This is a genomic window from Massilia brevitalea (assembly GCF_030711405.1).
In the GTDB taxonomy this organism is placed as follows: Bacteria; Pseudomonadota; Gammaproteobacteria; order Burkholderiales; family Burkholderiaceae_D; genus Telluria; species Telluria brevitalea.
The window spans coordinates 14,559-37,526 of sequence record NZ_JAULSI010000023.1 but is presented as its reverse complement, the minus strand read 5'-3'; the positions used below and the strand labels follow the sequence as shown (position 1 = coordinate 37,526).

Annotated in this window: 23 protein-coding genes; 7 read left to right on the top strand and 16 right to left on the bottom strand. The window is 63.1% G+C overall.

Annotated features, from left to right (window positions below; translation table 11 throughout):
• Positions 1-7: 7 nt before the first annotated feature.
• The 12 genes from QWL29_RS15650 to flhD all read right to left on the bottom strand — a co-directional run bounded on the left by QWL29_RS15650 (position 8) and on the right by flhD (position 10,096).
• Positions 8-1,072: a protein-glutamate methylesterase/protein-glutamine glutaminase gene (locus QWL29_RS15650; RefSeq protein ID WP_305823810.1), complete on the bottom strand. Its 1,065-nt coding sequence runs from the start codon at positions 1,070-1,072 to the stop codon at positions 8-10.
• Positions 1,073-1,089: 17 nt separating this feature from the next.
• Positions 1,090-1,692: a chemoreceptor glutamine deamidase CheD gene (cheD, locus tag QWL29_RS15645; protein WP_305823809.1), complete on the bottom strand. Its 603-nt coding sequence runs from the start codon at positions 1,690-1,692 to the stop codon at positions 1,090-1,092.
• 25 nt (positions 1,693-1,717) lie between these two features.
• Positions 1,718-2,572 (bottom strand): CheR family methyltransferase, encoded by an 855-nt coding sequence (locus tag QWL29_RS15640; RefSeq protein WP_305823808.1) that lies wholly within the window; start codon positions 2,570-2,572, stop codon positions 1,718-1,720.
• 69 nt (positions 2,573-2,641) lie between these two features.
• Positions 2,642-3,133 (bottom strand): chemotaxis protein CheW, encoded by a 492-nt coding sequence (locus QWL29_RS15635; RefSeq protein ID WP_305823807.1) that lies wholly within the window; start codon positions 3,131-3,133, stop codon positions 2,642-2,644.
• A gap of 24 nt (positions 3,134-3,157) precedes the next feature.
• Entirely contained in the window at positions 3,158-5,302 is a 2,145-nt protein-coding gene (cheA, locus tag QWL29_RS15630; protein WP_305823806.1) for a chemotaxis protein CheA, read from the bottom strand.
• A 34-nt stretch (positions 5,303-5,336) separates the two neighbouring features.
• Positions 5,337-5,702, bottom strand: a complete 366-nt coding sequence (locus QWL29_RS15625; protein WP_229437058.1) for a response regulator — start codon at positions 5,700-5,702, stop codon at positions 5,337-5,339.
• A 66-nt stretch (positions 5,703-5,768) separates the two neighbouring features.
• Positions 5,769-6,317: a chemotaxis protein gene (locus tag QWL29_RS15620; RefSeq protein WP_305823805.1), complete on the bottom strand. Its 549-nt coding sequence runs from the start codon at positions 6,315-6,317 to the stop codon at positions 5,769-5,771.
• A 29-nt stretch (positions 6,318-6,346) separates the two neighbouring features.
• Complete coding sequence (motB, locus tag QWL29_RS15615) at positions 6,347-7,279, bottom strand: flagellar motor protein MotB (RefSeq protein ID WP_305823804.1); 933 nt, start codon at positions 7,277-7,279, stop codon at positions 6,347-6,349.
• 36 nt (positions 7,280-7,315) lie between these two features.
• Complete coding sequence (gene motA / locus QWL29_RS15610; protein ID WP_305823803.1) at positions 7,316-8,176, bottom strand: flagellar motor stator protein MotA; 861 nt, start codon at positions 8,174-8,176, stop codon at positions 7,316-7,318.
• Positions 8,177-8,328: 152 nt separating this feature from the next.
• The gene (locus QWL29_RS15605; protein WP_305823802.1) at positions 8,329-9,093 is read right to left on the bottom strand and encodes a class I SAM-dependent methyltransferase; all 765 of its coding nucleotides are present in this window, start codon (positions 9,091-9,093) and stop codon (positions 8,329-8,331) included.
• Between the two features lie 42 nt (positions 9,094-9,135).
• A complete protein-coding gene (gene flhC, locus QWL29_RS15600; protein ID WP_305823801.1) occupies positions 9,136-9,717 on the bottom strand; it encodes a flagellar transcriptional regulator FlhC in 582 nt (193 codons plus the stop codon).
• 61 nt (positions 9,718-9,778) lie between these two features.
• Entirely contained in the window at positions 9,779-10,096 is a 318-nt protein-coding gene (gene flhD, locus QWL29_RS15595) for a flagellar transcriptional regulator FlhD (protein WP_229437064.1), read from the bottom strand.
• A gap of 487 nt (positions 10,097-10,583) precedes the next feature.
• Between flhD and kynU the strand changes: the two genes are divergently transcribed.
• The 4 genes from kynU to QWL29_RS15575 all read left to right on the top strand — a co-directional run bounded on the left by kynU (position 10,584) and on the right by QWL29_RS15575 (position 14,528).
• Positions 10,584-11,843, top strand: coding sequence for a kynureninase (gene kynU, locus QWL29_RS15590; RefSeq protein WP_305823800.1), 1,260 nt, complete (start codon positions 10,584-10,586; stop codon positions 11,841-11,843).
• A 21-nt stretch (positions 11,844-11,864) separates the two neighbouring features.
• Positions 11,865-12,707 carry a tryptophan 2,3-dioxygenase gene (kynA, locus tag QWL29_RS15585; protein ID WP_305823799.1) on the top strand — a complete coding sequence of 281 codons (843 nt, stop codon included), beginning with the start codon at positions 11,865-11,867 and terminating at the stop codon, positions 12,705-12,707.
• Positions 12,708-12,788: 81 nt separating this feature from the next.
• Positions 12,789-13,346, top strand: coding sequence for an RBBP9/YdeN family alpha/beta hydrolase (locus QWL29_RS15580; protein WP_305823798.1), 558 nt, complete (start codon positions 12,789-12,791; stop codon positions 13,344-13,346).
• A 66-nt stretch (positions 13,347-13,412) separates the two neighbouring features.
• Positions 13,413-14,528, top strand: a complete 1,116-nt coding sequence (locus QWL29_RS15575) for an acyltransferase family protein (protein WP_305823797.1) — start codon at positions 13,413-13,415, stop codon at positions 14,526-14,528.
• Positions 14,529-14,805: 277 nt separating this feature from the next.
• Here the strand turns inward: QWL29_RS15575 and htpG are convergent, their stop codons facing one another.
• Together htpG and QWL29_RS15565 are read right to left on the bottom strand one after the other, a co-directional pair.
• The gene (htpG, locus tag QWL29_RS15570; RefSeq protein WP_305823796.1) at positions 14,806-16,719 is read right to left on the bottom strand and encodes a molecular chaperone HtpG; all 1,914 of its coding nucleotides are present in this window, start codon (positions 16,717-16,719) and stop codon (positions 14,806-14,808) included.
• A gap of 96 nt (positions 16,720-16,815) precedes the next feature.
• Complete coding sequence (locus QWL29_RS15565; RefSeq protein ID WP_305823795.1) at positions 16,816-17,604, bottom strand: hypothetical protein; 789 nt, start codon at positions 17,602-17,604, stop codon at positions 16,816-16,818.
• A 214-nt stretch (positions 17,605-17,818) separates the two neighbouring features.
• Between QWL29_RS15565 and QWL29_RS15560 the strand changes: the two genes are divergently transcribed.
• From QWL29_RS15560 to QWL29_RS15550, 3 genes are all read left to right on the top strand, one after another.
• Positions 17,819-18,280 carry a RidA family protein gene (locus QWL29_RS15560; RefSeq protein WP_305823794.1) on the top strand — a complete coding sequence of 154 codons (462 nt, stop codon included), beginning with the start codon at positions 17,819-17,821 and terminating at the stop codon, positions 18,278-18,280.
• A 91-nt stretch (positions 18,281-18,371) separates the two neighbouring features.
• On the top strand, positions 18,372-19,565 hold the full coding sequence (locus QWL29_RS15555; protein WP_305823793.1) for an aminotransferase-like domain-containing protein: 1,194 nt from the start codon (positions 18,372-18,374) through the stop codon (positions 19,563-19,565).
• Between the two features lie 210 nt (positions 19,566-19,775).
• Complete coding sequence (locus QWL29_RS15550) at positions 19,776-21,140, top strand: diguanylate cyclase (RefSeq protein WP_305823792.1); 1,365 nt, start codon at positions 19,776-19,778, stop codon at positions 21,138-21,140.
• 56 nt (positions 21,141-21,196) lie between these two features.
• Here QWL29_RS15550 and QWL29_RS15545 read toward each other — a convergent pair whose 3' ends face one another.
• Together QWL29_RS15545 and QWL29_RS15540 are read right to left on the bottom strand one after the other, a co-directional pair.
• Positions 21,197-21,697, bottom strand: coding sequence for a helix-turn-helix transcriptional regulator (locus tag QWL29_RS15545; RefSeq protein ID WP_305823791.1), 501 nt, complete (start codon positions 21,695-21,697; stop codon positions 21,197-21,199).
• A gap of 2 nt (positions 21,698-21,699) precedes the next feature.
• Entirely contained in the window at positions 21,700-22,884 is a 1,185-nt protein-coding gene (locus tag QWL29_RS15540; RefSeq protein ID WP_305823790.1) for a type II toxin-antitoxin system HipA family toxin, read from the bottom strand.
• Between the last annotated feature and the right edge of the window lie 84 nt (positions 22,885-22,968).

The following is a 22,968-nucleotide window of genomic DNA, read 5'->3' as shown; positions in this document are numbered from 1 at the left end:
AAGCGCATCAAACCCGCAACGCCCGGCCACCTTGCGCCGCCAACTGCCCGAGCACCAGGCCCGGCAAGGCCTGCAAGGGCGCCACATCGTTTACCGCGCCGATGGCAATTGCTTCGCGCGGCATGCCGAACACCACGCACGAAGCCTCGTCCTGGGCGAAATTGTGCGCGCCCGCGTTTTTCATATCAAGCATACCAGCAGCGCCGTCTTTCCCCATGCCCGTCAGGATCACGCCGACCGCATTCTTGCCAGCCGCCATTGCCGCCGAGCGGAACAGCACGTCCACAGAGGGCCGGTGCCGGTTCACCGGGTCGGTCTGCTCGATCTTGGTCATGTAGTTGGCGCCCGAGCGGCTCAAGAGCAGGTGCGAGTGGCCCGGTGCGATGTACGCGTGGCCCGGCAGGATACGCTCGTTGCCGGCCGCCTCCGACACGCTGATCTTGCACAAGGAGTCGAGCCGGCGCGCAAACGAGGTCGTGAACCCTTCCGGCATGTGCTGGGCAATCAGGATGCCGGGGCAGTCGGACGGCATCTGCATCAGGAATTCGCGGATCGCTTCGGTGCCGCCGGTCGAGGCGCCGATGATGATCAGCTTTTCCGAAGAAATCAAGGGACTGCGCAAGGCTTGCAGGGCGGAAGGCATGGCTTGTTGTTGTAAGGTACGGGCTTTCACGCGCGCACGTGCGGCGGCGCGGATCTTGTCGGTAATCAGCTCGGTGTACTCGCGCATACCGGTCTGGATCGACATCTTGGGCTTGGTAACGAAGTCGACCGCGCCCAGTTCCAGCGCGCGCATCGTGATTTCCGAGCCGCGCTCGGTCAGCGACGACACCATCAATACCGGCATCGGACGCAGGCGCATCAGTTTTTCCAGGAAGTCGAGGCCATCCATCTTCGGCATCTCGACGTCGAGGGTCAGCACGTCGGGGTTGTGTTTCTTGATCAGTTCGCGGGCGACGAGCGGATCGGGCGCGGTGGCCACGACTTCCATGTCGGCTTGCGAATTCACGATCTCGCTCATCACGCTGCGGATCAGTGCCGAGTCGTCGACGATCAGGACCTTGATTGTCATCGTCTTTCCTTTCAGGGTCAGAACAAATCGATTTCGCCGCCAACGGGCTCGACCTTGAGACGCTTGGCATAGTCGAGCTCGCGCTTGGCCAGCGTATCGTTCTGGGTTTGCATCAATTTCTTTACTAACACCTTCCCCGTCTTCGGGAAGAAATACACCTTGCGCGGGTAGATGTCGTTCAGGTCTTCGGCCAGTACCGGAATCCGTTCCGTCTTCAAAAATTGCATCACGAAGGCGGCATTCCGCTCGCCCACATTCATGGCGGTAAAACCGCGCAGCACGGCGCCGCCGCCGAAGACCTTGGCTTCCAGGTGCTCGCGCCGGGCCCCGGCCTTCAACAGGTCGTTGATCAGGACTTCCATGGCAAAGGTGCCGTAGCGCATCGAGGCCGACACCGGGCTGCCGCCATCGCCGCCGCCGTCGGGCAGCATGAAGTGGTTCATGCCGCCCAGGCCGGTCACGCGGTCGCGGATGCAGGCCGACACGCAGGAACCGAGCACGGTCACGATCAGCATGTTCTTGCCGGTGTAGTAATACTCGCCCGGCAAAATCTTGGCCGCTTCGACATCGAAGATGCGGTCATAGTAGACGTTGGTGGCGAACTGATTATTCGAATGCATGGGGTTTCCGGGGTACGCGAGCGCGTCAGGCGCGGCGGTCGTTGAGTTCGTAGACAGTCTTGCCGCGCAAGCGCAGCGCGTCGGAAACGTAGAGGAAGTTTTCGGAGTGGCCGGCAAACAGCAGCCCATGCGGCTTCATCAGCGGCACGAAGCGCGCCAGGATCTTGCGCTGGGTCTCTTTGTCAAAATAAATCATGACATTCCGGCAAAAGATGGCGTCGAACTGCCCGCTTACCGGCCAACTGTCGGCCAGCAAATTCAATTGGCGGAAGGTGACCAGCTGGCGCAGCTCCGGGCGCACGCGCACCATGCCTTCGTGGCGGCCCTTGCCGCGCAGGAAGAAGCGCTTCAGGCGTTCGGGCGACATCTTTTCCACGCGGTCGTCGCCGTACACGCCTTCGCTGGCAGTGGCCAGCACATTCGTGTCGATGTCGGTGGCGATGACCTGCACCGGCGGCGTCAGCGTGTTGAAGGCTTCGCACAGGGTCATGGCGATCGAATACGGCTCTTCGCCGGTCGAGCTGGCCGAGCACCAGATCGTCAGCGGTTCGCCGGGGCGGCCGCGCAGGCGCGCGGCGTGTTCGGCCAGCAGCGGGAAGTGGTGGGCTTCGCGGAAGAACGAGGTCAGGTTGGTCGTGAGCGCATTCGTGAACGACTCCCATTCGTCGCTCATGCGCCCTGCTTCCAGGTCGTCGAGGTATTTCGCGAAGGACTGGATGCCGGTCGCCCGCAGGCGCCGCGCCAGGCGGCTGTAAACCATTTCCTGCTTGGAATCGGCCAGCGAAATGCCGGCCTGGCGGTAGATCAGGGCGCGCACGCGCTCGAAGTCGCCGCGCGTGAAGTCGAATTCCTTGACCGTGTCAGATTTGTGTAACGGCACTTGCCTTACCTTCTAGTTGGTTGCAGGCACGAAGCCCGCGTCATGCGCTGCCCGGTGCCGTTGTTGGATTTACGCTGCCAGCTTGTCGATCAGGCCCATTTCCGGCGACGACATCAGGCGGTCGATGTCGACCAGGATCAGCATGCGCTCATCCACCGTGCCCAGGCCGATCAGGTAATCGGTGCTGAAGGCGGTGCCCATGTCCGGAGCCGGCTTGATCTGGTCCGGGGTCAAGGTGGTCACGTCGGAAACGCTGTCGACCACCATGCCCATGACGCGGCCGCCGATGTTCAGGATGATGACGACCGTGAACTGGTCGTAGGTCGGCTCGCCGAGCTTGAACTTGATGCGCATGTCGACCACCGGGATGATGATCCCGCGCAGGTTGATCACGCCCTTGATGAATTCCGGCGCATTCGCGATACGGGTCACGGCTTCGTAGCCGCGGATTTCCTGCACTTTCAGGATGTCGATGCCGTATTCTTCCGAACCCAGGGTGAAGGCCAGGTATTCGAGACCGGCGTCGTTGCCCTGGGATTGGGCGGCTTGGGTAATGGACATGTTGTTTCCTTGCTATTGATTGTATTAAGAGGCCAGCGCCTCGTCGGCCACCTGGCGCGAGGAACGCACCAGGGCGGCCACGTCGAGGATCAGCGAAACGCCGCCGTCGCCCAGGATGGTGGCGCCGGAAATGCCGTTGACCTTGCGGTAGTTCGCTTCCAGGTTTTTCACCACCACGTGCTGCTGGCCCACCAGGTCGTCGATCAGCAGCGCGGCGCGCTTGCCTTCGGATTCCAGGATCACCACGATGCCGTCGGCCGGGTCGCTCGAGCGCGGCGCGATGTCGAACACGGCGTGCAGCGCGATCAGCGGCAGGTATTCGCCGCGGACCTTCAGCACCTGGCCGCGGCCGGCGATGTCGCGGATGTCTTCGCGGCGCGGCTGCAGCGATTCAACGACGTAGCCTAGTGGAAGGATATAGATTTCTTCGCCGCAGCGGATGGTCATGCCGTCCAGGATGGCCAGGGTCAAGGGCAACGAGATCGAAATCGTGGTGCCGAAGCCACGCGCGGAGCGGATATCGACCGAACCGCCCATGGACGTGATGTTACGTTTGACAACATCCATGCCGACGCCGCGGCCGGAAACGTCGGTCACGATCTCGGCCGTGGAGAAGCCGGGCGCGAAGATCAGTTGCCAGACTTCGCTGTCGCTCATGCTGTCGGACACGGCCAGGCCGTTCTGCGCAGCCTTCGCCAGGATGCGCTCGCGGTTCAGGCCGGCGCCATCGTCGGCCACTTCGATGACGATATTGCCGCCCTGGTGGCCGGCCGACAGGAACAGGCGCCCTGCTTCGGATTTACCCGCCGCAGCGCGTGCCTCCGGCATCTCGATGCCGTGGTCGATGCTGTTCCTCACCAGGTGGGTCAGCGGGTCGACGATGCGCTCGATCAGGCCCTTGTCGAGCTCGGTCGCGGCGCCGTGGGTGATGAAATCGACCTTCTTGCCGAGTTTACCGGCCAGGTCGCGCACCATGCGCGGGAAGCGCGAGAACACGAAGTCCATCGGCATCATGCGGATCGACATTACCGCTTCCTGCAGCTCGCGCGTGTTGCGGGTGAGCTGGGAAACGGAAGACAGCAGGCGCTCGTGCATCATCGGGTCCAGCCCGCCGCTGCGCTGCTCGATCATGGCCTGGGTGATCACCAGTTCGCCGATCAGGTTGATCAATTGATCGACTTTTTCCACCGACACCCGGATCGACGACGATTCGGCGCCTTTTTCATCCTTCTTGGCGGCCTTTTTCTCGGTTTCGTGATCGACGGCCGCGACAGCCGCATGCACGGCAACCACCGGCTTGGCGCCCGGTGCATCGATGCCGGCCAGCGCGCGGATCTGCTCGATCGGCTGGAAGAAGCCATAGCCGCGCTCGTCGTCGGACTGCTCGGCGCTGACTGCCACCACGTCGTCGGCCGGATCGAAGAAGCCATAGCCCTGCTCTTCCTCGATGCGCGCACGCTCGGCGGCCTCGATGGCGCGTTGTTCAGGCGTGAGCGGCGGCGCTTCGAAGATCTTCAGGTCGTTCGGGTCCAGCACGAACGAGCAGATGGCGACGATGTCGTCCAGGCTTTCATGGGTGGTAATGATGAGCGCGCTGCGCCCGCCATCGAGCGGCGTCACCGAGACCCGGCCCATCAGGCCGAGTTCGTCCACCAGCGCATTCACGTCGCGCTGTTCGACGCCGGGCAGCTCGATCTTGTAGCGGTGCGCGCCTTCGCCGGTCTGGGCTTTCGGTTCGGCGTGCAGGAACGACGGGGCCACGATCGAGGCCGCCGGCACCAGGCCTTCGGACAGATCGTGCAGCATCATGCGCACGTTGGCCACCGTGTCCTGGTCGACGCGCGCACCGTTGCGGTGGCCGTCGAGCTGCATCTTGAGGGTGTCTTTCGCGGCCAAAAAGGCGTCCACGTGCTGGCTGGTGAGCGCCATCTCTCCCTTGCGGATGCGGTCCAGCAGGGATTCGAGCACGTGCGTGACTTCGCTCATGTCGGTGATGCCGAAGGTCGAGGCGCCGCCCTTCACCGAGTGGGCGGTGCGGAAGATGGCGTTCAGGTCTTCGGCGTCGGGCGCGGCCACGTCGACCGCCAGCAGCAGCCGTTCCATTTCGGCGAGCAGCTCTTCGGCCTCGTCGAAAAAGACCTGGTAAAACTGGCTGATGTCGATCGTCATGACAAGTTCCGTTGCGGTGGGCGATGCATGCGCATCAACCGATCACTTTTTTGACGACCTCGATCAGGCGCTGCGGGTCGAACGGCTTGACCAGCCAGCCGTTGGCGCCGGCCGCACGGCCTTTCGATTTCATTTCGTCCGAGGATTCGGTGGTCAGCATCAGGATCGGCACCTTCTGGTACTCAGGCAGGCCGCGCAGTTGCTTGATCAGCGACAAACCGTCCATGCGCGGCATGTTCTGGTCGGTCAGGACCAGGTCGACCACCTGCTGGCGCGCCTTGTCCAGGCCATCCTGGCCGTCCACCGCTTCCACCACCTGGTAACCTGCCGCCTTCAGGCTGAACGCCACCATCTGGCGCAGCGAGCTCGAATCGTCGACCGCGAGAATTGTTTTAGCCATGTTTTGCTCCTGCTGTTTTGACTGCCCGGGGCACTGCCGGGTGATGGTTATGGTTGGACCGAACTGTCAGAACAGTTCGATGTCTCCGCTTTCGAGATGCTTTTGTTCGACCGACTTGCGCAATACGCTGCGCAGCTCGAGCGACTGGATCGCCAGCGCCATGCTGACCCTGCCCAGGCGCTCGACGATTTCCTCGCTGCCTGTTTCCGGATGAATGTCGGAACCGTGTTCGTCCAGCGTGCCGAGGAAGTCGCGCAAGCCCGTCACGCGCTTCAGGGTACGCTCGATCAGCTGGCTGGTCATGTCCTGGAACTGCATGCTGGTCACCGCCGTGTTGACGTGGTTGCCGATTTCCGACGACATCGCGGCCAGCATGGCGCTGTCCGCTTCGCTCGGCTCGCCGCCGGCCAGCAGGCGGTCGATTGCGGCCTGGCGCTCGCCGACCGCGCTATGGATGGCCAGGAAGCTGCTGGTCAATTTCTCAATGGCTTCTTCCAGCAGCAATTCCGTCTGCCGCAGGTCGGTCTCGACCTCGCTGAGGTGGCGGCGTCCATGGGCGGAGACGCCGGAGAGCAGCCGCTTGACGTGCGAGCCGAGTATCTTTTTTCTTGTCATTATGGTCCTCCTGTCCTGTCGCGGGCGGCTTATTTGGTGGTGGCTGCAGTCACTGCCTGGGCGGCGGCCTCGCCATCCGCTGCCGGCACGTCGAGCGTGGCGGCGTCGCGCATCACGGCGTCTTCGGTGCGCTTGTTCATCACGATGATGCTGATGCGGCGGTTGATCGGATTGAACGGGTCGGCGCGGTCGAGCGGCGCGGCCGCGGCCAGCCCGACCACGCGCAGGATCTTGTCGTCGGCCAGGCCGCCCTGCACCAGTGCGCGGCGCGAAGCGTTGGCGCGGTCGGCCGAGAGTTCCCAGTTGCTGTAGCCGGCGTCGCTGTAGTACGGGGTCGAATCGGTGTGGCCGGACAGGCCGATGCGGTTCGGCACGTCGTTCAGCACCATGCCCAGCACGTGCAGGATGTCGCCGGTGTAGGGTTGCAGCGTGGCTTTCGCCATGGCGAACATCGGACGGTTCTGCTCGTCCACGATCTGGATGCGCAGGCCTTCGCTGGTGATGTCGAGCAGCAGCTGGTTCTTGTATTTCTTCAGCGTTTCGTTGGCGTCGATCACCGATTCCAGCCTGGCCTTCAGGCCGCGCAGGCGCTCGCCTTCGGCGCGCTCGACCTGGGCCTTGGCGGCGTTCAGGTCATAGGTCTTGTGTTCCGGCGGGGTGTCGCCCTTCTTCACCTGGCCATTGCGGCGCGTCAAATCGGTGCCGCCGCCCTTGATCACCGAGGAGCTGTCGCCCGAGCCCGAGCCGCCCGACATCGCCACCTTCAAGGGGGTCTTGAAGAATTCCGAGATGCCGTCGAGGTCACCCTTGGCCGTCGAGCCAAGCAGCCACATCAACAGGAAGAAGGCCATCATCGCCGTCACGAAGTCGGCGTAGGCAATCTTCCAGGCGCCGCCATGATGTCCGCCACCGGATTTCTTGATCCGCTTGACGATAATCGGGCGCATTCCTTCATCGGCCATGGGTATTCGCTTGGTTCAGGTTAGAGGGGAGAGGTCTTACTTGCCCTTGGACTTCTTGATGTGCTCTTCGAGCTCGGCAAAGGTCGGGCGCTCGGTCGAGTACAGCACCTTGCGGCCGAATTCCACGGCCAGGGCCGGGGCGTAGCCGTTCAGGCTGGCCAGCAGCGTCACTTTCACGGTCTGGAACATCTTGGTCGATTCTTCCAGCTTCTGTTCCAGCACGCTGCCGAGCGGGCTGACGAAGCCATAGGCCAGCAAAATACCGAGGAAGGTACCGACCAGCGCCTTGGCGATCAGGATACCGAGTTCCGCCGGCGGGATACCCACCGATTCCATGGTGTGCACCACGCCCATCACCGCCGCCACGATACCGAAGGCCGGCAAGCCGTCGCCGAGTTTCGCGATCACGTGGGCCGGCACGTGGCCTTCCTGGTGGTGGGTCTCGATCTCGTTGTCCATCAGGTTTTCGATCTGGAAGGCGTCCATATTGCCCGACACCATCAGGCGCAGGTAGTCGGCCATGAATTCGACGATGTGGTGGTCGGCCAGCACCAGCGGGTACTTCGAGAACAGCGGGCTCGCTTCCGGCGACTCGATGTCGCCTTCGATCGACATCAGGCCTTCCTTGCGCACTTTCGACAGCACGTCGAAGAGCAGCGACATCAGCTCCATGTACATCTCTTTCGTGTACATGGAACCCTTGAACACGGTCGGCAAGGCCTTCATGGTGGCCTTCAGCGCCTTGCCGTTGTTACCGACGAACATCGAACCTGCCGCTGCACCGCCGATCATCACCAGTTCCAGCGGCTGGAACAGCGCAGCCATGTGTCCGCCACTTGCGACGAAGCCGCCGAACACACACGCGCAGATAACGACGTAACCGATAATGACTAACAAGGCACTGCTCCAGAAAGGGCCCGGACGGGCTGGACGATCCACGAAATCCGAGACTTTGTATCTCAGAAAAAATATTTACGTAGGGAACTACAACAGCTGGAACAATAGCGGGAGAATGGCCCTGGAGCAAGTAAAACAGCGGCGATTGTCGCCTAAAAGTGCCATATGTAGAGAGTTCGACCAGTGTTCGGTAGATAGACAGATAAGGTCGGTGTGGAATCGTTAATAGCGAACTCGTAACTCATTAACATACTGCCGGGCCGCATCTCTTTTTTGGCCTTGCGCCAGAGAGCGGTCATGGCGGCCGGCGACAGGTAGGCGAATACGGCGTCGTAGTTGGCGAAATCGAGACGCTCGTAGTCGCCGCGCAGGAATGTGGCGCGACTATTGGTGAATCTGGCACGCAGCCAGCTTGCCAGCCAGGGCAGCGGCGCCAGTTCGATTCCCGTTGCCCGCACGTCGGCGCGGCGCCGCGCCATATCCAGCACCAGCCCGCCGAGGCCGCTGCCGATATCGATGAAGGAGACCGGCCGATCCTGTGGCAGGTGCTCGGCCACGGCATCCCAGGCTGCCTTTCCCGACGGGTAGTACGGCACCTGGGTGCGGAAGGTCGACCAGTAAAGCACCAGCATGAACAGGAAGATGACCAGGAACAGCCAGGGCGGAATCGCGAACTGGCTGGCGCCCAGCAGAGCCAGCGGAAACAGGAAACCGATCGCCAGCCACCAGCGCGCCAGGCGGCGACAGGCCGTGAGGACGGCGGCAAAGATGCCTTGGGCAATTGCAGCCGTGAGATACGAGGGAGCGTTGCCGGCGCGGGCCAGCAGGAATACGGCGAGCAGCGTCAGCGGGAATGCGGCCACCTGGCACAGCAGCGCCTGGACGGCAGGCGCACGCAGGATGCGCAGCGCGCTCATGGCGCGCCTCCGGGTAGCGGCTGGGCCTTCAGGAACACCCGCTCAGGCGTCGGATGCGCTACCGGCCTGCTCGGCATCGAGGGCGGCCTGCAGGGCGGCGTCCTTGGCCTTGCGCGTCTTGCCGGCGCGCGAAGGCATGTGGCACAGGCCGCACAGGTAGCCACTGTTCAAATCGAGCGTATTCACCACGAACTTGCCCTTGCACTTTTCGCAAAGGGCAAGCTTGAGCATGCCGCTGCCGTAGAAGCGCACCAGGGTCCAGGCGCGGGTGAGCGACAGCAGGGGTTCTTCGCCGGGCGAGGCCGGCATCTGCTCGAGGTAGAGCTGATAGGCTTTCATCACCGCCTGGATGCCGCCGGCGCCGGCATTATCGACCAGGAAGTTATGGATATTCAGGAACAGCGAGGAATGGATGTTCGGCTGCCAGGTCAGGAACCAGTCGGTGGAGAACGGCAGCATGCCTTTCGGCGGCGATACGCCCTTCAGTTCCTTGTACAGCTTGATGAGGCGCTCGCGCGACAGCGAGACCTCGGTTTCCAGCAACTGGAGCCGTGCTCCCAGCTGGATCAGCTCGATGGCGAGCTGGATTTCTTGCGCTTCCGATACGACGCTTTTTTTGGTCATCCTACAGCTCCGGCAACAGTCCCGGCTATCCTACACCATAGGACCGGTGCCGAGTAGCGCATCAGGCGATTTCTTCGGCCGGCTGGCCGGCCATCAGGATGGCGGCGTGCGACTGGGCCAGGGCGCGGTCCTTGGTATGGCTGGTCAGCATCGACAGGATGGCGGTATCGTCGAAGCGGAAGCGGGCCAGCATCATGTTGCCGCCGGCGAGCTTCAGGATCTGCGCGTTGCTCATGCCTTCGATCAGGTCGGCGATGTCGGCCGAGATGCCGAGGCGGAAAATCGCGGTGACCTTGTCGGCGCGGATCATCTGCTGCGCGAGCATCAGGTAGCTCAGGTTCGCGTCGCGGATTTCAGCCATCATGTCGTTTGCAGTCATTTTCCACTCTCCGTTGTTTAGGTTCTGGCAGCAGTGCGTGTTGCCAGTGAGATAGATTCTGACTGTAGAGCAATATTTACGGAATCAGAGAGACACTGTATTTCGTGTCCTCCAAAGACGACAGCATCCGTAGGAGTTTGTCTGACAAACCCTTGCGGATGGGAGATGCGCTCCTATGAAAAGGAGGCGTTTGGACTGTGGTTCGGCATGCTGTGTTGCAACGTTTTCCTGTCGCAACTTTTTTTGCTTCCGTTGCGCTTTCGCAGCGCTCTGACTCCTTAACGGCAGCGTTTTCGAGAACTTTAGGGTTGTCGGCAAATATTTTTGAAATATTTTTGGTCATCTTTTTCAGCGCTCTGACTCCTTTACGGCATGGCCTGGCGGAACTTTAGAGTTGAATGCAAAAAAATTTGAAATATTTTTCCCGGGGTCTTGCTACACTGCCCGCCGAACGGCCATCTGCCTATACAACCGAGACTCCATGACCATGAGCGAACCCACCCTCACCCGTAGCGACTGCCTGGCGCGCGACGCCCAAGACCCGCTGGCGCCGCTGCGCGAACGCTTCGACCTGCCCGCCGGCGTCATTTATTTGGACGGCAATTCCCTCGGCGCCCGCCCGCGCGCGGCCCTGGCCCGTGCCCAGGACGTGGTGGCGCGCGAGTGGGGGCAAGACCTGATCAAGAGCTGGAACACGGCCGGCTGGTTCGATCTGCCGAAACGCCTGGGGCAGCGCCTGGCGCCGCTGATCGGCGCGGCAGCCGGCGAAGTCGTGGTCACCGACACCACCTCGCTGAACCTGTTCAAGGCCCTGGCCGCCGCCGTGCGCATGCAGGCTGAAGGCGACACTGCCGCGCGCCGCGTCATCGTCACCGAGCGCAGCAACTTCCCGACCGATATCTATATGGCCGAAGGATTGACGTCCTGGCTCGAGCGCGGCTACAGCGTGCGCCTGGTCGACAGGGTGGAGGAACTGCCGGCCGCCATCGACGCCGACTGCGCCGTCGTCATGCTGACCCACGTGAACTACCGCACCGGCTACCAGCACGACATGGCCGCCCTCACCCGCCACGCGCACCAGAACGGCGCCCTGGTGGTCTGGGACCTGGCCCACTCGGCCGGCGCGGTGCCGGTCGACCTGAACGGCGCCGAGGCCGACTTCGCGGTCGGCTGCACTTATAAGTATTTGAACGGCGGCCCGGGCGCGCCAGCCTTTATCTGGGTGCCGCAGCGCCACCAGGCCCGGTTCCAGCATCCGCTGTCGGGATGGTGGAGCCATGCCAGGCCGTTTGCCATGGCCCACGGCTTCGAACCCTGCGACGGCATCGGCCGCGCCCTGTGCGGCACCCAGCCGGTGGTGTCGCTGGCCATGGTCGAGTGCGGGCTGGAAGTGTTCGAGGAAACGGGCATGGCGGCGATCCGCGCCAAGTCGCTGGCCCTGACCGATTTGTTCATCGCGCTGGTCGAGGCGCGCTGCGCCGATCACCCGCTGGGACTGGTAACGCCGCGCGAGCATGCCCGCCGCGGCAGCCAGGCCAGCTTCACCCATCCGCACGGCTACGCGGTGATGCAGGCGCTGATTGCGCGCGGCGTGATCGGCGACTACCGCGAGCCGGAAATCATGCGCTTCGGCTTCACGCCTTTATATACCTCGTATGCGGACGTGTGGGACGCCGTCGAGATCCTGAAGGATATCCTCGACCGCGAGGACTACGACGTGCGCGCCGAACGCGGCGCAGTGACCTGACGCATTGACCCGAGACCCACCATGAGCGACATGAAAGACAAGCCGGCCGAGTGGCACGGCGCCAAGATGGACTTCAAGGAGTCGATGAGCTACGGCGACTACCTGGGGCTGGAACAGATTTTGTTGGCCCAGCACCCGCTTTCGCCGAACCACAACGAGATGCTGTTCATCATCCAGCACCAGACCAGCGAACTCTGGGTCAAGCTGATGCTGCACGAGATGCAGGCCGTGCGCGTGCACCTGCGCGCCGGCGAACTGTCTCCCGCCTTCAAGATGCTGGCGCGCGTGGCGCGCATCATGGACCAGCTGGTGCATGCCTGGGACGTGCTGGCCACCATGACGCCGTCCGAATACACGGCGATCCGGCCCTACTTGGGCGCTTCGTCGGGCTTCCAGTCGCACCAGTACCGCGAGCTCGAATTCATCCTCGGGAACAAGAACGCCAACCTGCTGGCGGTGCACGAAAAGAACCCGCCGGCGCACGCCATCCTCGACCGCGAACTGCGCCTGCCCTCGGTCTACGACGAAGCCGTGATGCTGCTGGCGCGCGGCGGCTTTAGCATCGCGCCCGAGCGCCTGAACCGCGACTGGACCCTGCCGACCGAGCACGACGACTCGGTGAAGGCGGCCTGGCTGGCGGTGTACCAGGACCCGGACCGGCACTGGGCCTTGTACGAGCTGGCCGAGAAGCTGGTCGACCTCGAGACCGCCTTCCGCTTCTGGCGCTTCCGCCACGTGACCACGGTGGAGCGCATCATCGGCTTCAAGACCGGCACCGGCGGCACGGCGGGCGTGAGCTACCTGCGCAAGATGCTCGACGTGGTGCTGTTCCCGGAGCTGTTCGCCCTGCGCACCGCACTCTGATCGGCACGGCGCCGTGATGGGCGCGGCACATCCGCGTCGCCGCCGGTAGAATGGCGTGAACGACAACCAGCGGAGTGTTCAATGGATTGCGACGTCCTCACCCTGTCCGGCCTGTGGAATTCGGGCCCGCAGCACTGGCAAACCCTGTGGGAAGCACGCTACCCACAGCTGCGGCGTGTCGCGCACCGCGACTTCAACGACCCCGGTCGCGACGAATGGGTGGCCGAACTCGATGCGGCCGTCGGCGCCAGCCAGGGCGCGCCGATCCTGGTGGCGCACAGCCTGGGCTGCATCCTGGCCGCGCACTGGGCGCATTCCGGTTCGCCCCTGCGCGCTGCCGGCGCCATGCTGGTGGCGCCCAGCGACGTCGAAGCCGCGTCCTACCCGATCGACGCCAACGGCTTCGCGCCGGTGCCGATGATGAAATTGCCCTTCCCCTGCATCGTCGTGTACAGCAGCGACGACCCCTTCGTCACGCGCGAACGGGCGCGCGCCTTTGCCGATGCCTGGGGTGCACGCTTCATCGAGATCGGCGCCGCCGGCCACGTGAACGCCGACAGCGGCCATGGAGACTGGCCCGAAGGCGAGCGCATCCTGCTCGACTTCTGCGCCCAATTGCGGGCCGATGTGCGCACCTGAACGGGCGGCTCCGGGCGGGCGCAGCGGCATGGGGTATGATGCCCTGACTACCCAACAGGCGCCCAGATGGCCATTCATCCAGCCTCCCTCAACCGTCCGCTGTCGCTCTACCTCGACTGCTGCCGCTTGCTGGCGGCCGTGCTGGTCGTGGCCAGCCACTACGGGCCGTATGGTGTGATCACCCGCGGCGCCGACGCCTGGGTGCCGAACCTGGGACGCGAGGCCGTGATCGTGTTCTTCGTGCTGTCCGGGTTCGTCATCGCCTACACCACCGAGCAGAAGAACCCCTCGCTGCGCGCCTACGCCATCGCGCGCGCCACGCGCATCTATTCGGTCGCGCTGCCCTTGCTGCTGCTGGCCTTTGCCGCCGCCTTTGCCCTGGTCTGGTCCGGGCGGGTGCCGGCGCGCCAACTGTACGAAGTCGCCAAGCCCTGGCTGTATGTTCCGCTGCACCTGCTGTTCATGGGCGAGCTGTGGACGATTTCCGAGCCGCCGCCCTTGCTCGGGCCTTACTGGTCGCTGGGATACGAGGTCTGGTATTACGTGCTGTTCGGAGCGGCGTTCTATTTGCGCGGGGCCGGGCGGGTGGTGGCAGTGGGGTCGCTGCTGCTGTTCGTGGGGCCGAAGCTGTGGCTGCTGCTGCCGGTGTGGGCCAGCGGCGTGTGCTTGTATCACTGGCTGAAATCGCACGCAGTCGGCAGGCGCGTGGCGCTGGCGGGGTGGGTGGCAAGCCTGGTGTTACTGGCGCTGTTCAAGCTGAGCGGGAGCGATGTGTTCCTGCGCATGTGGGCGCGGGAGAGTTGGCCGTTTCCGGCGGTGCCGCTCAGGAGTGCGGACCGGTTCCTGGGCGATTACATCGTGTGTCTGCTGGTGCTGGGGAATTTCTGGTGTGCGCGCTGGGCGGGGTTTGCGGGCCTGCTGCGTTTTGAACGTCCGCTACGGGTGCTGGCGTCGTACACGTTTACGCTGTATCTGGTGCATGCGCTGGTGATGGGGTTGTGGCTGCATCTGTATCGGCATGATGCGCGCAGTGCCGTCGATATAGTTGCCTTGAGTGTCCTGATCATCATGACGACTTGGGTCGTGGGACAGTTGACTGAGCATCGGAAGCATTGGTTTCAGGTGGGGTTCGAGCGCTTGGCGGGGTGGATCAGGCCGGTGGGTGTTGGGGCGCGGTTTTAAAACGGCGTGCGGCAGTTGGTGGCGCTGTTGCGTGGGCCGTTAGTGGTGTGCGTGATCCGCGTGGGCACGGGGTGCCCACCGTACGGTCACCGTTAGCAGCGAGATCATACGAAACCCGGATACGTAACGTGTCCCGTAGGGTGGGCTCTTGAGCCCACGCGGATTCAACGCACCAATACCGTAACAGGCAACAGCCCCATTACACCAAGCCCACCCGCCGTTGAACAACAAAAAAACCGGGCACGCAGCCCGGCTTCACTTCACGCTCCGGCAACAATCACTTCGCCAGCAGCATCTCATTCAAACGCTTCACAAAGCTCGCCGGATCCGCCAGGCTGCCGCCCTCGGCCAGCATCGCCTGGTCGAACAGGATATGCGACCAGTCGCCAAAGCGCGCACCCTCGGCATCCTCGTATTTCAAGCGCGTCACCAGCGGGTGGTTCGGGTTGATCTCGAGGATAGGCTTCGACTCCGGCGCGTTCTGCCCCGCCGCCTTCAGCATGCGCACCAGATTCGCCGACAGCTCGTGCTCGTCCGCCACCAGGCAGGCCGGCGAGTCGGTCAGGCGGAAGGTCACGCGCACGTCCTTGGCCTTGTCGGCCAGCGCAGTCTTCATTTTCTCGACCAGCTCCTTGTACTGGGTCTCGGTCTCTTCGTGTTCCTTCTTCTCGGCTTCGTCTTCCAGCTTGCCGAGGTCCAGGCCGCCCTTGGCCACCGACACCAGTTCCTTGCCTTCGAACTCGGTGAGGAAGGACAGCATCCATTCGTCCACGCGGTCGGCCATCAGCAGCACTTCGACGCCCTTCTTGCGGAAGATTTCCAGGTGCGGGCTGTTCTTGGCGGCGCTGTAGCTGTCGGCGGTGACGTAATAGAGCTTGTCCTGGCCTTCCTTCATGCGCCCGATGTAATCCTCGAACGACACGGTCTGCTCGCCCGATTCGTCATGGGTCGAGGCGAAGCGCAGCAGCTTAGCGATACGGTCCTTGTTGGTCGTGTCCTCGCCGATGCCCTCTTTTAGCACCTGGCCGAATTCCTTCCAGAAGGTGACGTACTTGTCCTTGCCTTCCTGCTCTTCCGAATTCGCCATCTCTTCCAGCATGCCCAGCACGCGCTTGGTCGAGCCTTCGCGGATCACGCGCACGTCGCGCGACTCCTGCAGGATTTCGCGCGAGACGTTCAGCGGCAAGTCGGCCGAGTCGATCACGCCTTTCACGAAGCGCAGGTAGGTCGGCATCAGCTGCTCGGCGTCGTCCATGATGAAGACGCGCTTGACGTACAGCTTGATCCCGCCGCGCTTGTTGCGGTCCCACAAATCGAACGGGGCGTGGCTCGGCACGTACAGCAGCTGGGTGTATTCGCTGCGGCCTTCGACGCGGTTGTGCGTGTAAGCCAGCGGTTCCTGGAAGTCGTGCGAGACGTGCTTGTAGAACTCGTCGTACTGTTCCTTGGTGATGTCCGACTTGGAACGGGCCCACAGCGCGCTGGCCTGGTTCACGGTCTCGAACTCGTCCTTCAGCACGGTCGCTTTCGCTTCCTCGTCCCACTCTTCCTTCTGCATCAGGATCGGCAGCGAGATGTGGTCCGAGTACTTGCGGATGATGCCTTTCAGCTTCCAGTTCGACAGCAGCTCTTCCTCGCCGTCGCGCAGGTGCAGGATGACGTCGGTGCCGCGGCCGGTTTTTTCGATGGTCTCGACGCTGTACTCGCCCTCGCCGCCCGACTCCCAGCGCACGCCTTCAGCGGCGTCGGCGCCGGCACGGCGGGTTTCGACGGTGATCTTGTCGGCGACGATGAAGCCCGAATAGAAGCCCACGCCGAACTGGCCGATCAGGGCTGCGTCAGCCTTCTGGTCGCCCGAGAGCTTGCTGAAGAATTCCTTGGTGCCCGACTTGGCGATCGTGCCCAGGTGCGAGATGACCTCGTCGCGGCTCATGCCGATGCCGTTGTCAGAGATCGTGACGGTCTTCGCGTCTTTGTTAAAGCTGACGCGGATCTTCAGTTCGTGGTCGTTGCCGTACAGGGCATCGTTGTTGATCGCTTCGAAGCGCAGTTTGTCGGCGGCGTCGGAAGCGTTCGAAATGAGTTCGCGCAGGAAAATTTCCTTGTTCGAGTACAAGGAGTGGATCATCAGCTGGAGCAGCTGTTTTACTTCGGCTTGAAAGCCAAGGGTCTCTTTTTCGGCGACAGCCATCTTATTCCTCTTGGAAATACAGGTTGAACGGATTGCTGCGATATGGGGATGGCAACAGGGATTTCAAGGGGCGGCGCAAAGTGGCGTCAACAACGCTCAGCCGCGCGCCACGGAAGCGGGGGGAATGGCCGGCCCCGCCAGCATGCGTCGCGCCGCCACGTGCACCACCAGTGCGCAGCCCAGCGCCAGCGCAAAGGCGGAACCGAGCCCGCCATGACGCAACTGCATCGCCAGCGTCACGCAGAACACGGAAAAGCCGAAGAAGCCGCAGACCATCCCGCGCAGCAGCGCCACTGCGCTCGCCCGGCCGCTGCCGGCATGGGCAAAGCCGACCAGCACCGACCCCATTACCGGGAACATGGCGAAGAAGCCGGACAGGCGTGGACCCATGCTGGCTGCGCCTGCCGTCACCAGCAGCACCAGCGCACCCGCCGCCAGCATGCGCCAGGGCAGGTCGTTGCGGCGCACGCCGCTGGCAGCCGGGGCAGCACGGGGGAACAGGCGCACCGCCAGCAGCAAGGCGCACCAGACCAGCACGAAGGCCACGCCGGGCGGCAAGCGCAGGGTCTGCAGCACCGCCACGGCCAGGCCCCATGCCGACAGGGCCAGCAGCATCGCACCGGCGACACGCCAGCGGCCGGAAGCCCAGGCATACACCACGCAGAACACCAGGATCGCGAGCACCGACAGCAAGGTCCCCTCGGCCGCGCTGGCCGCAAAGGGCTGCCCCTGTTCCAGCGCCAGCGTCAACAGGATCGGCCCGGCCACGATCGGAAAGGCCGACAGCCAGCCGGCCACCGCCGGTCCCCAGCGCCGTCCGGCCAGGGTGACCAGGTAGATCAGCAGCGGAACCAGGGTAAGCTTGAGCGCAAGCACTGCAGTCATGGTCCAGTCCTTCACTTGGCGAGCCGGTTCGCGGCAATCCGTTATGATAACACCAAGAAACATGATGACGGACAGACAAGCCGGGGCTGCCTCCCGCTCCCAATCCGGCGCGGCCACGGCCAAGCATGCCGATGCAAGCTGGCAGTGCAAATTGTGTCTTTCACAGCTGGCAAGTCGTACAATACCGCTCTCATTCACCGCAACAGGAACACCCATGTCCGTCTACGACAAACTCACCGAACTGAACATCACCCTGCAATCGGCCCCTGCCCCGGCCGCCGCCTACGTCATGTTCGTCCAGACCGGCAACCTGGTCTTCATTTCGGGCCACATCGCCAAGAACGCCGACGGTTCGGTCAACGCCGGCCAACTGGGCAAGAACAAGACCCTGGAAGAAGGCCAGGCCGCCGCGCGCGCCATCGCCATCGACCTGATGGGCACCCTGCAGGATGCCTGCGGCGGCGACCTGACCCGCGTGAAGCGCATCGTCAAGCTGATGAGCCTGGTGAACTCGACCCCGGACTTCACCGACCAGCACCTGGTGACCAACGGCGCCTCGGAACTGTTCGGCGAAGTCTTCGGCGACGCCGGCAAGCACGCCCGCTCGGCCTTCGGCGTGGCGCAGATCCCGCGCGGCGCCTGCGTCGAGATCGAGATGATCGTCGAACTGGCCTGATCGCCCGCCCTCCCTTCACGGCCCGGCCTACCCGGCCGGGTCTTCACCGCAGCCTACCCGGCGCGCGCCTTCCAACGACCGCGAGACCAGCATGAAAATCGAGAACCCGAATCCCATCCAGTGGCAGTTTTCCGAGCGCGCGCAGGGACTGCAAAGCTCCTTTATCCGCGAAATCCTGAAGATCACCCAGCGTCCGGAGATCATCTCGTTTGCCGGCGGCCTGCCTTCGCCGGCCACCTTCCCGGTCGAGCGCATGAAGGAAGCCTACGACCGCGTGCTGACCGAAACCGGCAAGGTCGCCCTGCAATACGGCCCGACCGACGGCTACGGCCCGCTGAAGGAATGGATCGCAAATTCCCTCTCGACCGAAGGGACGAAGATCCTGCCCGAGCAGATCCTGATGGTCTCGGGTTCGCAGCAGGCGCTGGACCTGATCGGCAAGGTGCTGATCGACGAAGGCAGCCGCGTGCTGGTGGAAACCCCGAGCTACCTGGGCGCGCTGCAGGCCTTTTCGGTCTACCGCCCGGAATTCGGCTCGGTGGACACCGACGACCACGGCCTGGTGCCGTCCTCGATCGAAGCTGTTGCAAAGGGAGCCCGCCTGCTGTACTCGCTGCCGAACTTCCAGAACCCGACCGGCCGCTCGCTCTCGATCGAGCGCCGCCTGGAGCTGGTGGAAACCTGCGCGCGCCTGCAGCTGCCGCTGATCGAGGACGATCCCTATGGCGCGCTGTCGTACAAGGGCGAACCGATGCCGAAGATGGTGGCGATGAACCCGGAAGGCGTGATCTACATGGGCTCCTTCTCGAAGGTGCTGACGCCCGGCATCCGCCTCGGCTACGTGTGCGCCCCGCTGCCGCTGGTGCGCCGCCTCGAGCTGGCCAAGCAGGCGGCCGACCTGCACACCGCCCAGCTGACCCAGATGGTGGTTTACGACGTGGTGAAAGACGGCTTCCTCGACCGCCATATCCCGACCATCCGCACCCTGTACGGCAACCAGTGCCAGGCCATGCTCGACGCGATGGAACAGCACTTCCCGAGAGAAGTCAGCTGGACCAGGCCGGAAGGCGGCATGTTCATCTGGGTGACGCTGCCAAAGCAGATCGACGCCATGAAGCTGCTCGACCAGGCCATCGCCGCACGCGTCGCCTTTGTGCCGGGCGCGCCCTTCTACGCCACCAACCCGGAAACGCATACCCTGCGCCTGTCGTTCGTGACGGTGCCGCCGGAACGCATCCGCGAAGGCATCGCCATCCTCGGCCAGCTGATCGCCGCGGCGCTGTAGGCGGATGCCGGCCGCAAGCCGGCAGTTGCAAGCGTGCGACACATGGACGCCTTTGGCGTCCATCTTTTTCGCCAAACCGGTAAATTCGAAGGATGAATCGCCTGCGGCTTCCCGCGCGAGCATAGAGAAACTATCCTACTGGCAACAAATATTACCGTTTACGCTGGGTTCGGCGTAAAATTTAAACAAGATCAAGCCCTCCGTCCGTCCATGCCCACCCTAGCCCAGGTCTCGGCTGCCACTCCGCGCCAGGCCGCCGTCCTCGTCGTCGATGACGCTCCCGCTCACCTGGGGGCTCTGCGGTCCATGATGCTGCAGCAGGGTTACCAGACCTTTGTCGCCAATTCCGGCGAACGCGCGCTCGGCATCGCCCAGCGCGCCCTGCCCGACCTGGTCCTGCTCGACATCAATTTGCCCGGCATGGACGGCATGGAGGTCTGCCGCCGCCTGAAGGCGCATCCGGTCACCTGCAACATCCCGGTGATCTTCATGAGCGCGCGTACCGAGACCGAGGATATCGTCGCCGCCTTCGACATCGGCGCGGCCGACTATATCCCCAAGCCGCTGCGGCTGGCGGAAGTCTGCGCCCGCGTGCGCGCGCAACTGCAGTTTCGCCGCACCAGTTTGTCGCAGCAGGAACAGGCCGAGCGCCTGCGCCTGATCGTCAACAGCATCGACGAAGGCCTGATGATCATCGAGGCCAACGGCTGCATCCAGTATGCCAATCCGGCCTGCGACCGCTACCTCGGCTACGGACCCGGCGAACTGGCCGGCATCCGCCTCGACAGCCTGCTGGCGCCCTCGGTGGCCCAGGAATACCTCGACATCTTCAGCCGCAGCATGGCCGGCGCCGCAGCCAGCCAGGGCTTTGCGCGCGATTGCCGCGGCGCGCGCGAAGTGCTGATCCGCCAGCGCGACGGGAATGTACGCGCAATGGACTTCACGCTCACGCCGATGCTGGCCGACCAGCCGCTGTTCGTCGCCCTGCTGCACGATATCACCCACCACAAGCAGTCCGAGAACGCCCTGCAGCGCGCAGCCCTGGCCGACCCGCTGACCAAGATCCCGAACCGGCGCCACTTCGACACCTTCCTGGAAAAGGAATGGCAGCGCGCGGTGCGCAGCAGCCAGCCGCTGTCGCTGATCGTGCTCGACGTCGACCACTTCAAGGGCTACAACGACAGCCTGGGCCACGCCGCCGGCGACGCCTGCCTGCAGCAGGTGGCGATGGCGCTGCAGTCGCACGCGCTGCGCGCCACCGACATCGCGGCGCGCTACGGCGGCGAGGAATTCGTGCTGCTGTTCGGCGAAACCGGCTTCGAGGCCGCCGCCACGCTCGGCGAAACCATCCGCGCCCACATCGAATCGCTGCACATCCCGAACCCGGGCTCGACCACGTCGGAATGGGTGACCGTCAGCCTCGGCGTGGCCACCATCGTGCCGACCCAGCTCGACGATTTGAAGAGCTTTTTCGTGGCCGCCGACCGCGCCATGTATGCGGTCAAGGATGCGGGGCGCAATGGGGTGCGTGCGGTGCGCACCGGCAGTGCGCACCTGGAGCCGGCGCTATCCTGACGACGGCTGGGCAATCCTGTATCGCCGGTGTCGTGCCCCGGTAACGCGCAAGCGTGTCAGCTGCCTTTCGAGGTACGGAGTTGTTCCAGCTCCGTAGCCAGGCGTTCTATACCTTCGAGTCGGGCATTTAGTGATCCCAGGTTTTCAAGCTGGCTGTTCAATCGCGCCATTTCCTTTACCTGTTGTTGCAGCAAGTCGATGTTGACCAGTTGAGAATCGGTTGCCGCGAATGCCGTCTCTGTTGTGTGAACGCGGTGACCGACGCCATCGGGTTCCGGAGGTGGCCTCTTGGGTACGAACGCAACCTCCAGGCCGAAGAATTCTCCTACTCGGTTCAGTAGGGCGACGGTCGGATTGCCCTGGCCCAGTTCAAGCGCTTTTATGGCACGTGCGCTGACTCCCCGATGCCGTGCGAACTCTTCCTGGGTCATCCCTGCGATTTCCCGCATGGTTCGCACGCCATCCGTCAACGATAGCCGGGCCGCTGCTGCCGATGCGAGCAATTGATCGCGTTTTTCCCGGGCTTTCGCCTTATCCAATACTTTGCGCTTGGCCATGACTACCTCAGTGCTGAGAGTTGCGCTTGTTGCGCCGCGATACTCGGGCGGAGAAACGCGATGATATCGGCGTCCACACCTGCGCTTTCCATATGACCCGGCAGATCGGACAGCTTCTCGCCGAACGCGACGAGAGACTTCATCACTTCCAGGTACTCGGCTTCGGGCAGCAATAAATGCGGCAAGACATCCTGCCAGTGGCTGATTTCTTTTTTCGTTTCACGGTGATACCAGCGTGCAGAGCGCACGATTCCTTCCGGGTCGAGGTACATCGGGGCAAAATCGAACAGTGGCGTCAGCCGCGTGACGCCTTCGACCGTTTGCACAGCGGTGTTGCGCGCGTGGTTGTCTGTATTCATCATTGCCAGGTTCAATATGTCGCGCTGGATGAACTCGATGGTTTCCTCGAGCGGCGAATCGACGACGCGCCGGATGGCGTCGACCAGGATGAATTGATTGGCCTGGAATCCAAATCCCGCCAATCCTGCAATCGACGCCGCGCTTTCCTGGTGAAACCGGCGCACCTGGACGCCGCTTACCTGCCTGTCGAAACGCGGAACGAACAGCATGTCGCCGCGCAGTTCCGGAAGCGCCTGTGTCCGCAAGCCCATGAGATGTGCAACCTGCATGTAGGCTGCTTCATTTCGAAGCACTTTCTGATCCTCGGGCTTGGGGCCACGCGGTCTTTTGACGATGTAATGAACTGCCGCATCCTCATCGACAAGCGCGGCGTCGGGATACCAGCGGCCATTTTTCGCTTCGGTCAGCAGATATTTCGGTGCAACGCCCTGCACACCAGTACCTCCCGCCGCAAGCATTCCATGCACCATCATCTCTTCATGAAATTCAGGACCGCGAGCGAGCATATCGTCGAGTTCAAAACCCTCGCCGATTGAAGCATGTCGTTCGACATGGTTGCGGTAATACTCGACCGCCTCTTTGATCCGCAGGCAACCGATGGGATTGAACGCCCCCGCACACAGCAATGGCAAGTCCGCGGCCTGGTGATCGCCGAGGCCCAGTCGCTCGAGCAGAAAGCGACGCCCATTCCCTTGCGGGACCAGGTCATAGAGAAAAGTCGGCCAGCTACTCAGGGTATGGCGGGCGATATCGACTGGAAAACGCAGGGATACCGGAGGCGGCGCATCTGCAAATGCATAATCGAAGTCGTTATCTCGATATGGCATTCCATATACCTGCTCTCGATCCGATTGAACTCAAAATGCATTAAATTGCACTGCTTGAGTATATCAGAGACTTCTTACATCGCT

Coding starts and splice junctions, on each gene's coding strand:
- kynA (WP_305823799.1), top strand. CDS start 11,865: ATGAGCGACATGAAAGACAAGCCGGCCGAGTGGCACGGCGCCAAGATG.
- QWL29_RS15565 (WP_305823795.1), bottom strand. CDS start 17,604: ATGACTGCAGTGCTTGCGCTCAAGCTTACCCTGGTTCCGCTGCTGATC.
- flhC (WP_305823801.1), bottom strand. CDS start 9,717: ATGACCAAAAAAAGCGTCGTATCGGAAGCGCAAGAAATCCAGCTCGCC.
- QWL29_RS15560 (WP_305823794.1), top strand. CDS start 17,819: ATGTCCGTCTACGACAAACTCACCGAACTGAACATCACCCTGCAATCG.
- QWL29_RS15540 (WP_305823790.1), bottom strand. CDS start 22,884: ATGCCATATCGAGATAACGACTTCGATTATGCATTTGCAGATGCGCCG.
- motB (WP_305823804.1), bottom strand. CDS start 7,279: ATGGCCGATGAAGGAATGCGCCCGATTATCGTCAAGCGGATCAAGAAA.
- cheA (WP_305823806.1), bottom strand. CDS start 5,302: ATGACGATCGACATCAGCCAGTTTTACCAGGTCTTTTTCGACGAGGCC.
- QWL29_RS15555 (WP_305823793.1), top strand. CDS start 18,372: ATGAAAATCGAGAACCCGAATCCCATCCAGTGGCAGTTTTCCGAGCGC.
- QWL29_RS15580 (WP_305823798.1), top strand. CDS start 12,789: ATGGATTGCGACGTCCTCACCCTGTCCGGCCTGTGGAATTCGGGCCCG.
- QWL29_RS15545 (WP_305823791.1), bottom strand. CDS start 21,697: ATGGCCAAGCGCAAAGTATTGGATAAGGCGAAAGCCCGGGAAAAACGC.
- QWL29_RS15550 (WP_305823792.1), top strand. CDS start 19,776: ATGCCCACCCTAGCCCAGGTCTCGGCTGCCACTCCGCGCCAGGCCGCC.
- kynU (WP_305823800.1), top strand. CDS start 10,584: ATGAGCGAACCCACCCTCACCCGTAGCGACTGCCTGGCGCGCGACGCC.
- QWL29_RS15605 (WP_305823802.1), bottom strand. CDS start 9,093: ATGAGCGCGCTGCGCATCCTGCGTGCGCCTGCCGTCCAGGCGCTGCTG.
- QWL29_RS15625 (WP_229437058.1), bottom strand. CDS start 5,702: ATGGCTAAAACAATTCTCGCGGTCGACGATTCGAGCTCGCTGCGCCAG.
- QWL29_RS15635 (WP_305823807.1), bottom strand. CDS start 3,133: ATGTCCATTACCCAAGCCGCCCAATCCCAGGGCAACGACGCCGGTCTC.
- htpG (WP_305823796.1), bottom strand. CDS start 16,719: ATGGCTGTCGCCGAAAAAGAGACCCTTGGCTTTCAAGCCGAAGTAAAA.
- flhD (WP_229437064.1), bottom strand. CDS start 10,096: ATGACTGCAAACGACATGATGGCTGAAATCCGCGACGCGAACCTGAGC.
- QWL29_RS15620 (WP_305823805.1), bottom strand. CDS start 6,317: ATGACAAGAAAAAAGATACTCGGCTCGCACGTCAAGCGGCTGCTCTCC.
- QWL29_RS15650 (WP_305823810.1), bottom strand. CDS start 1,072: ATGACAATCAAGGTCCTGATCGTCGACGACTCGGCACTGATCCGCAGC.
- QWL29_RS15575 (WP_305823797.1), top strand. CDS start 13,413: ATGGCCATTCATCCAGCCTCCCTCAACCGTCCGCTGTCGCTCTACCTC.
- cheD (WP_305823809.1), bottom strand. CDS start 1,692: ATGCATTCGAATAATCAGTTCGCCACCAACGTCTACTATGACCGCATC.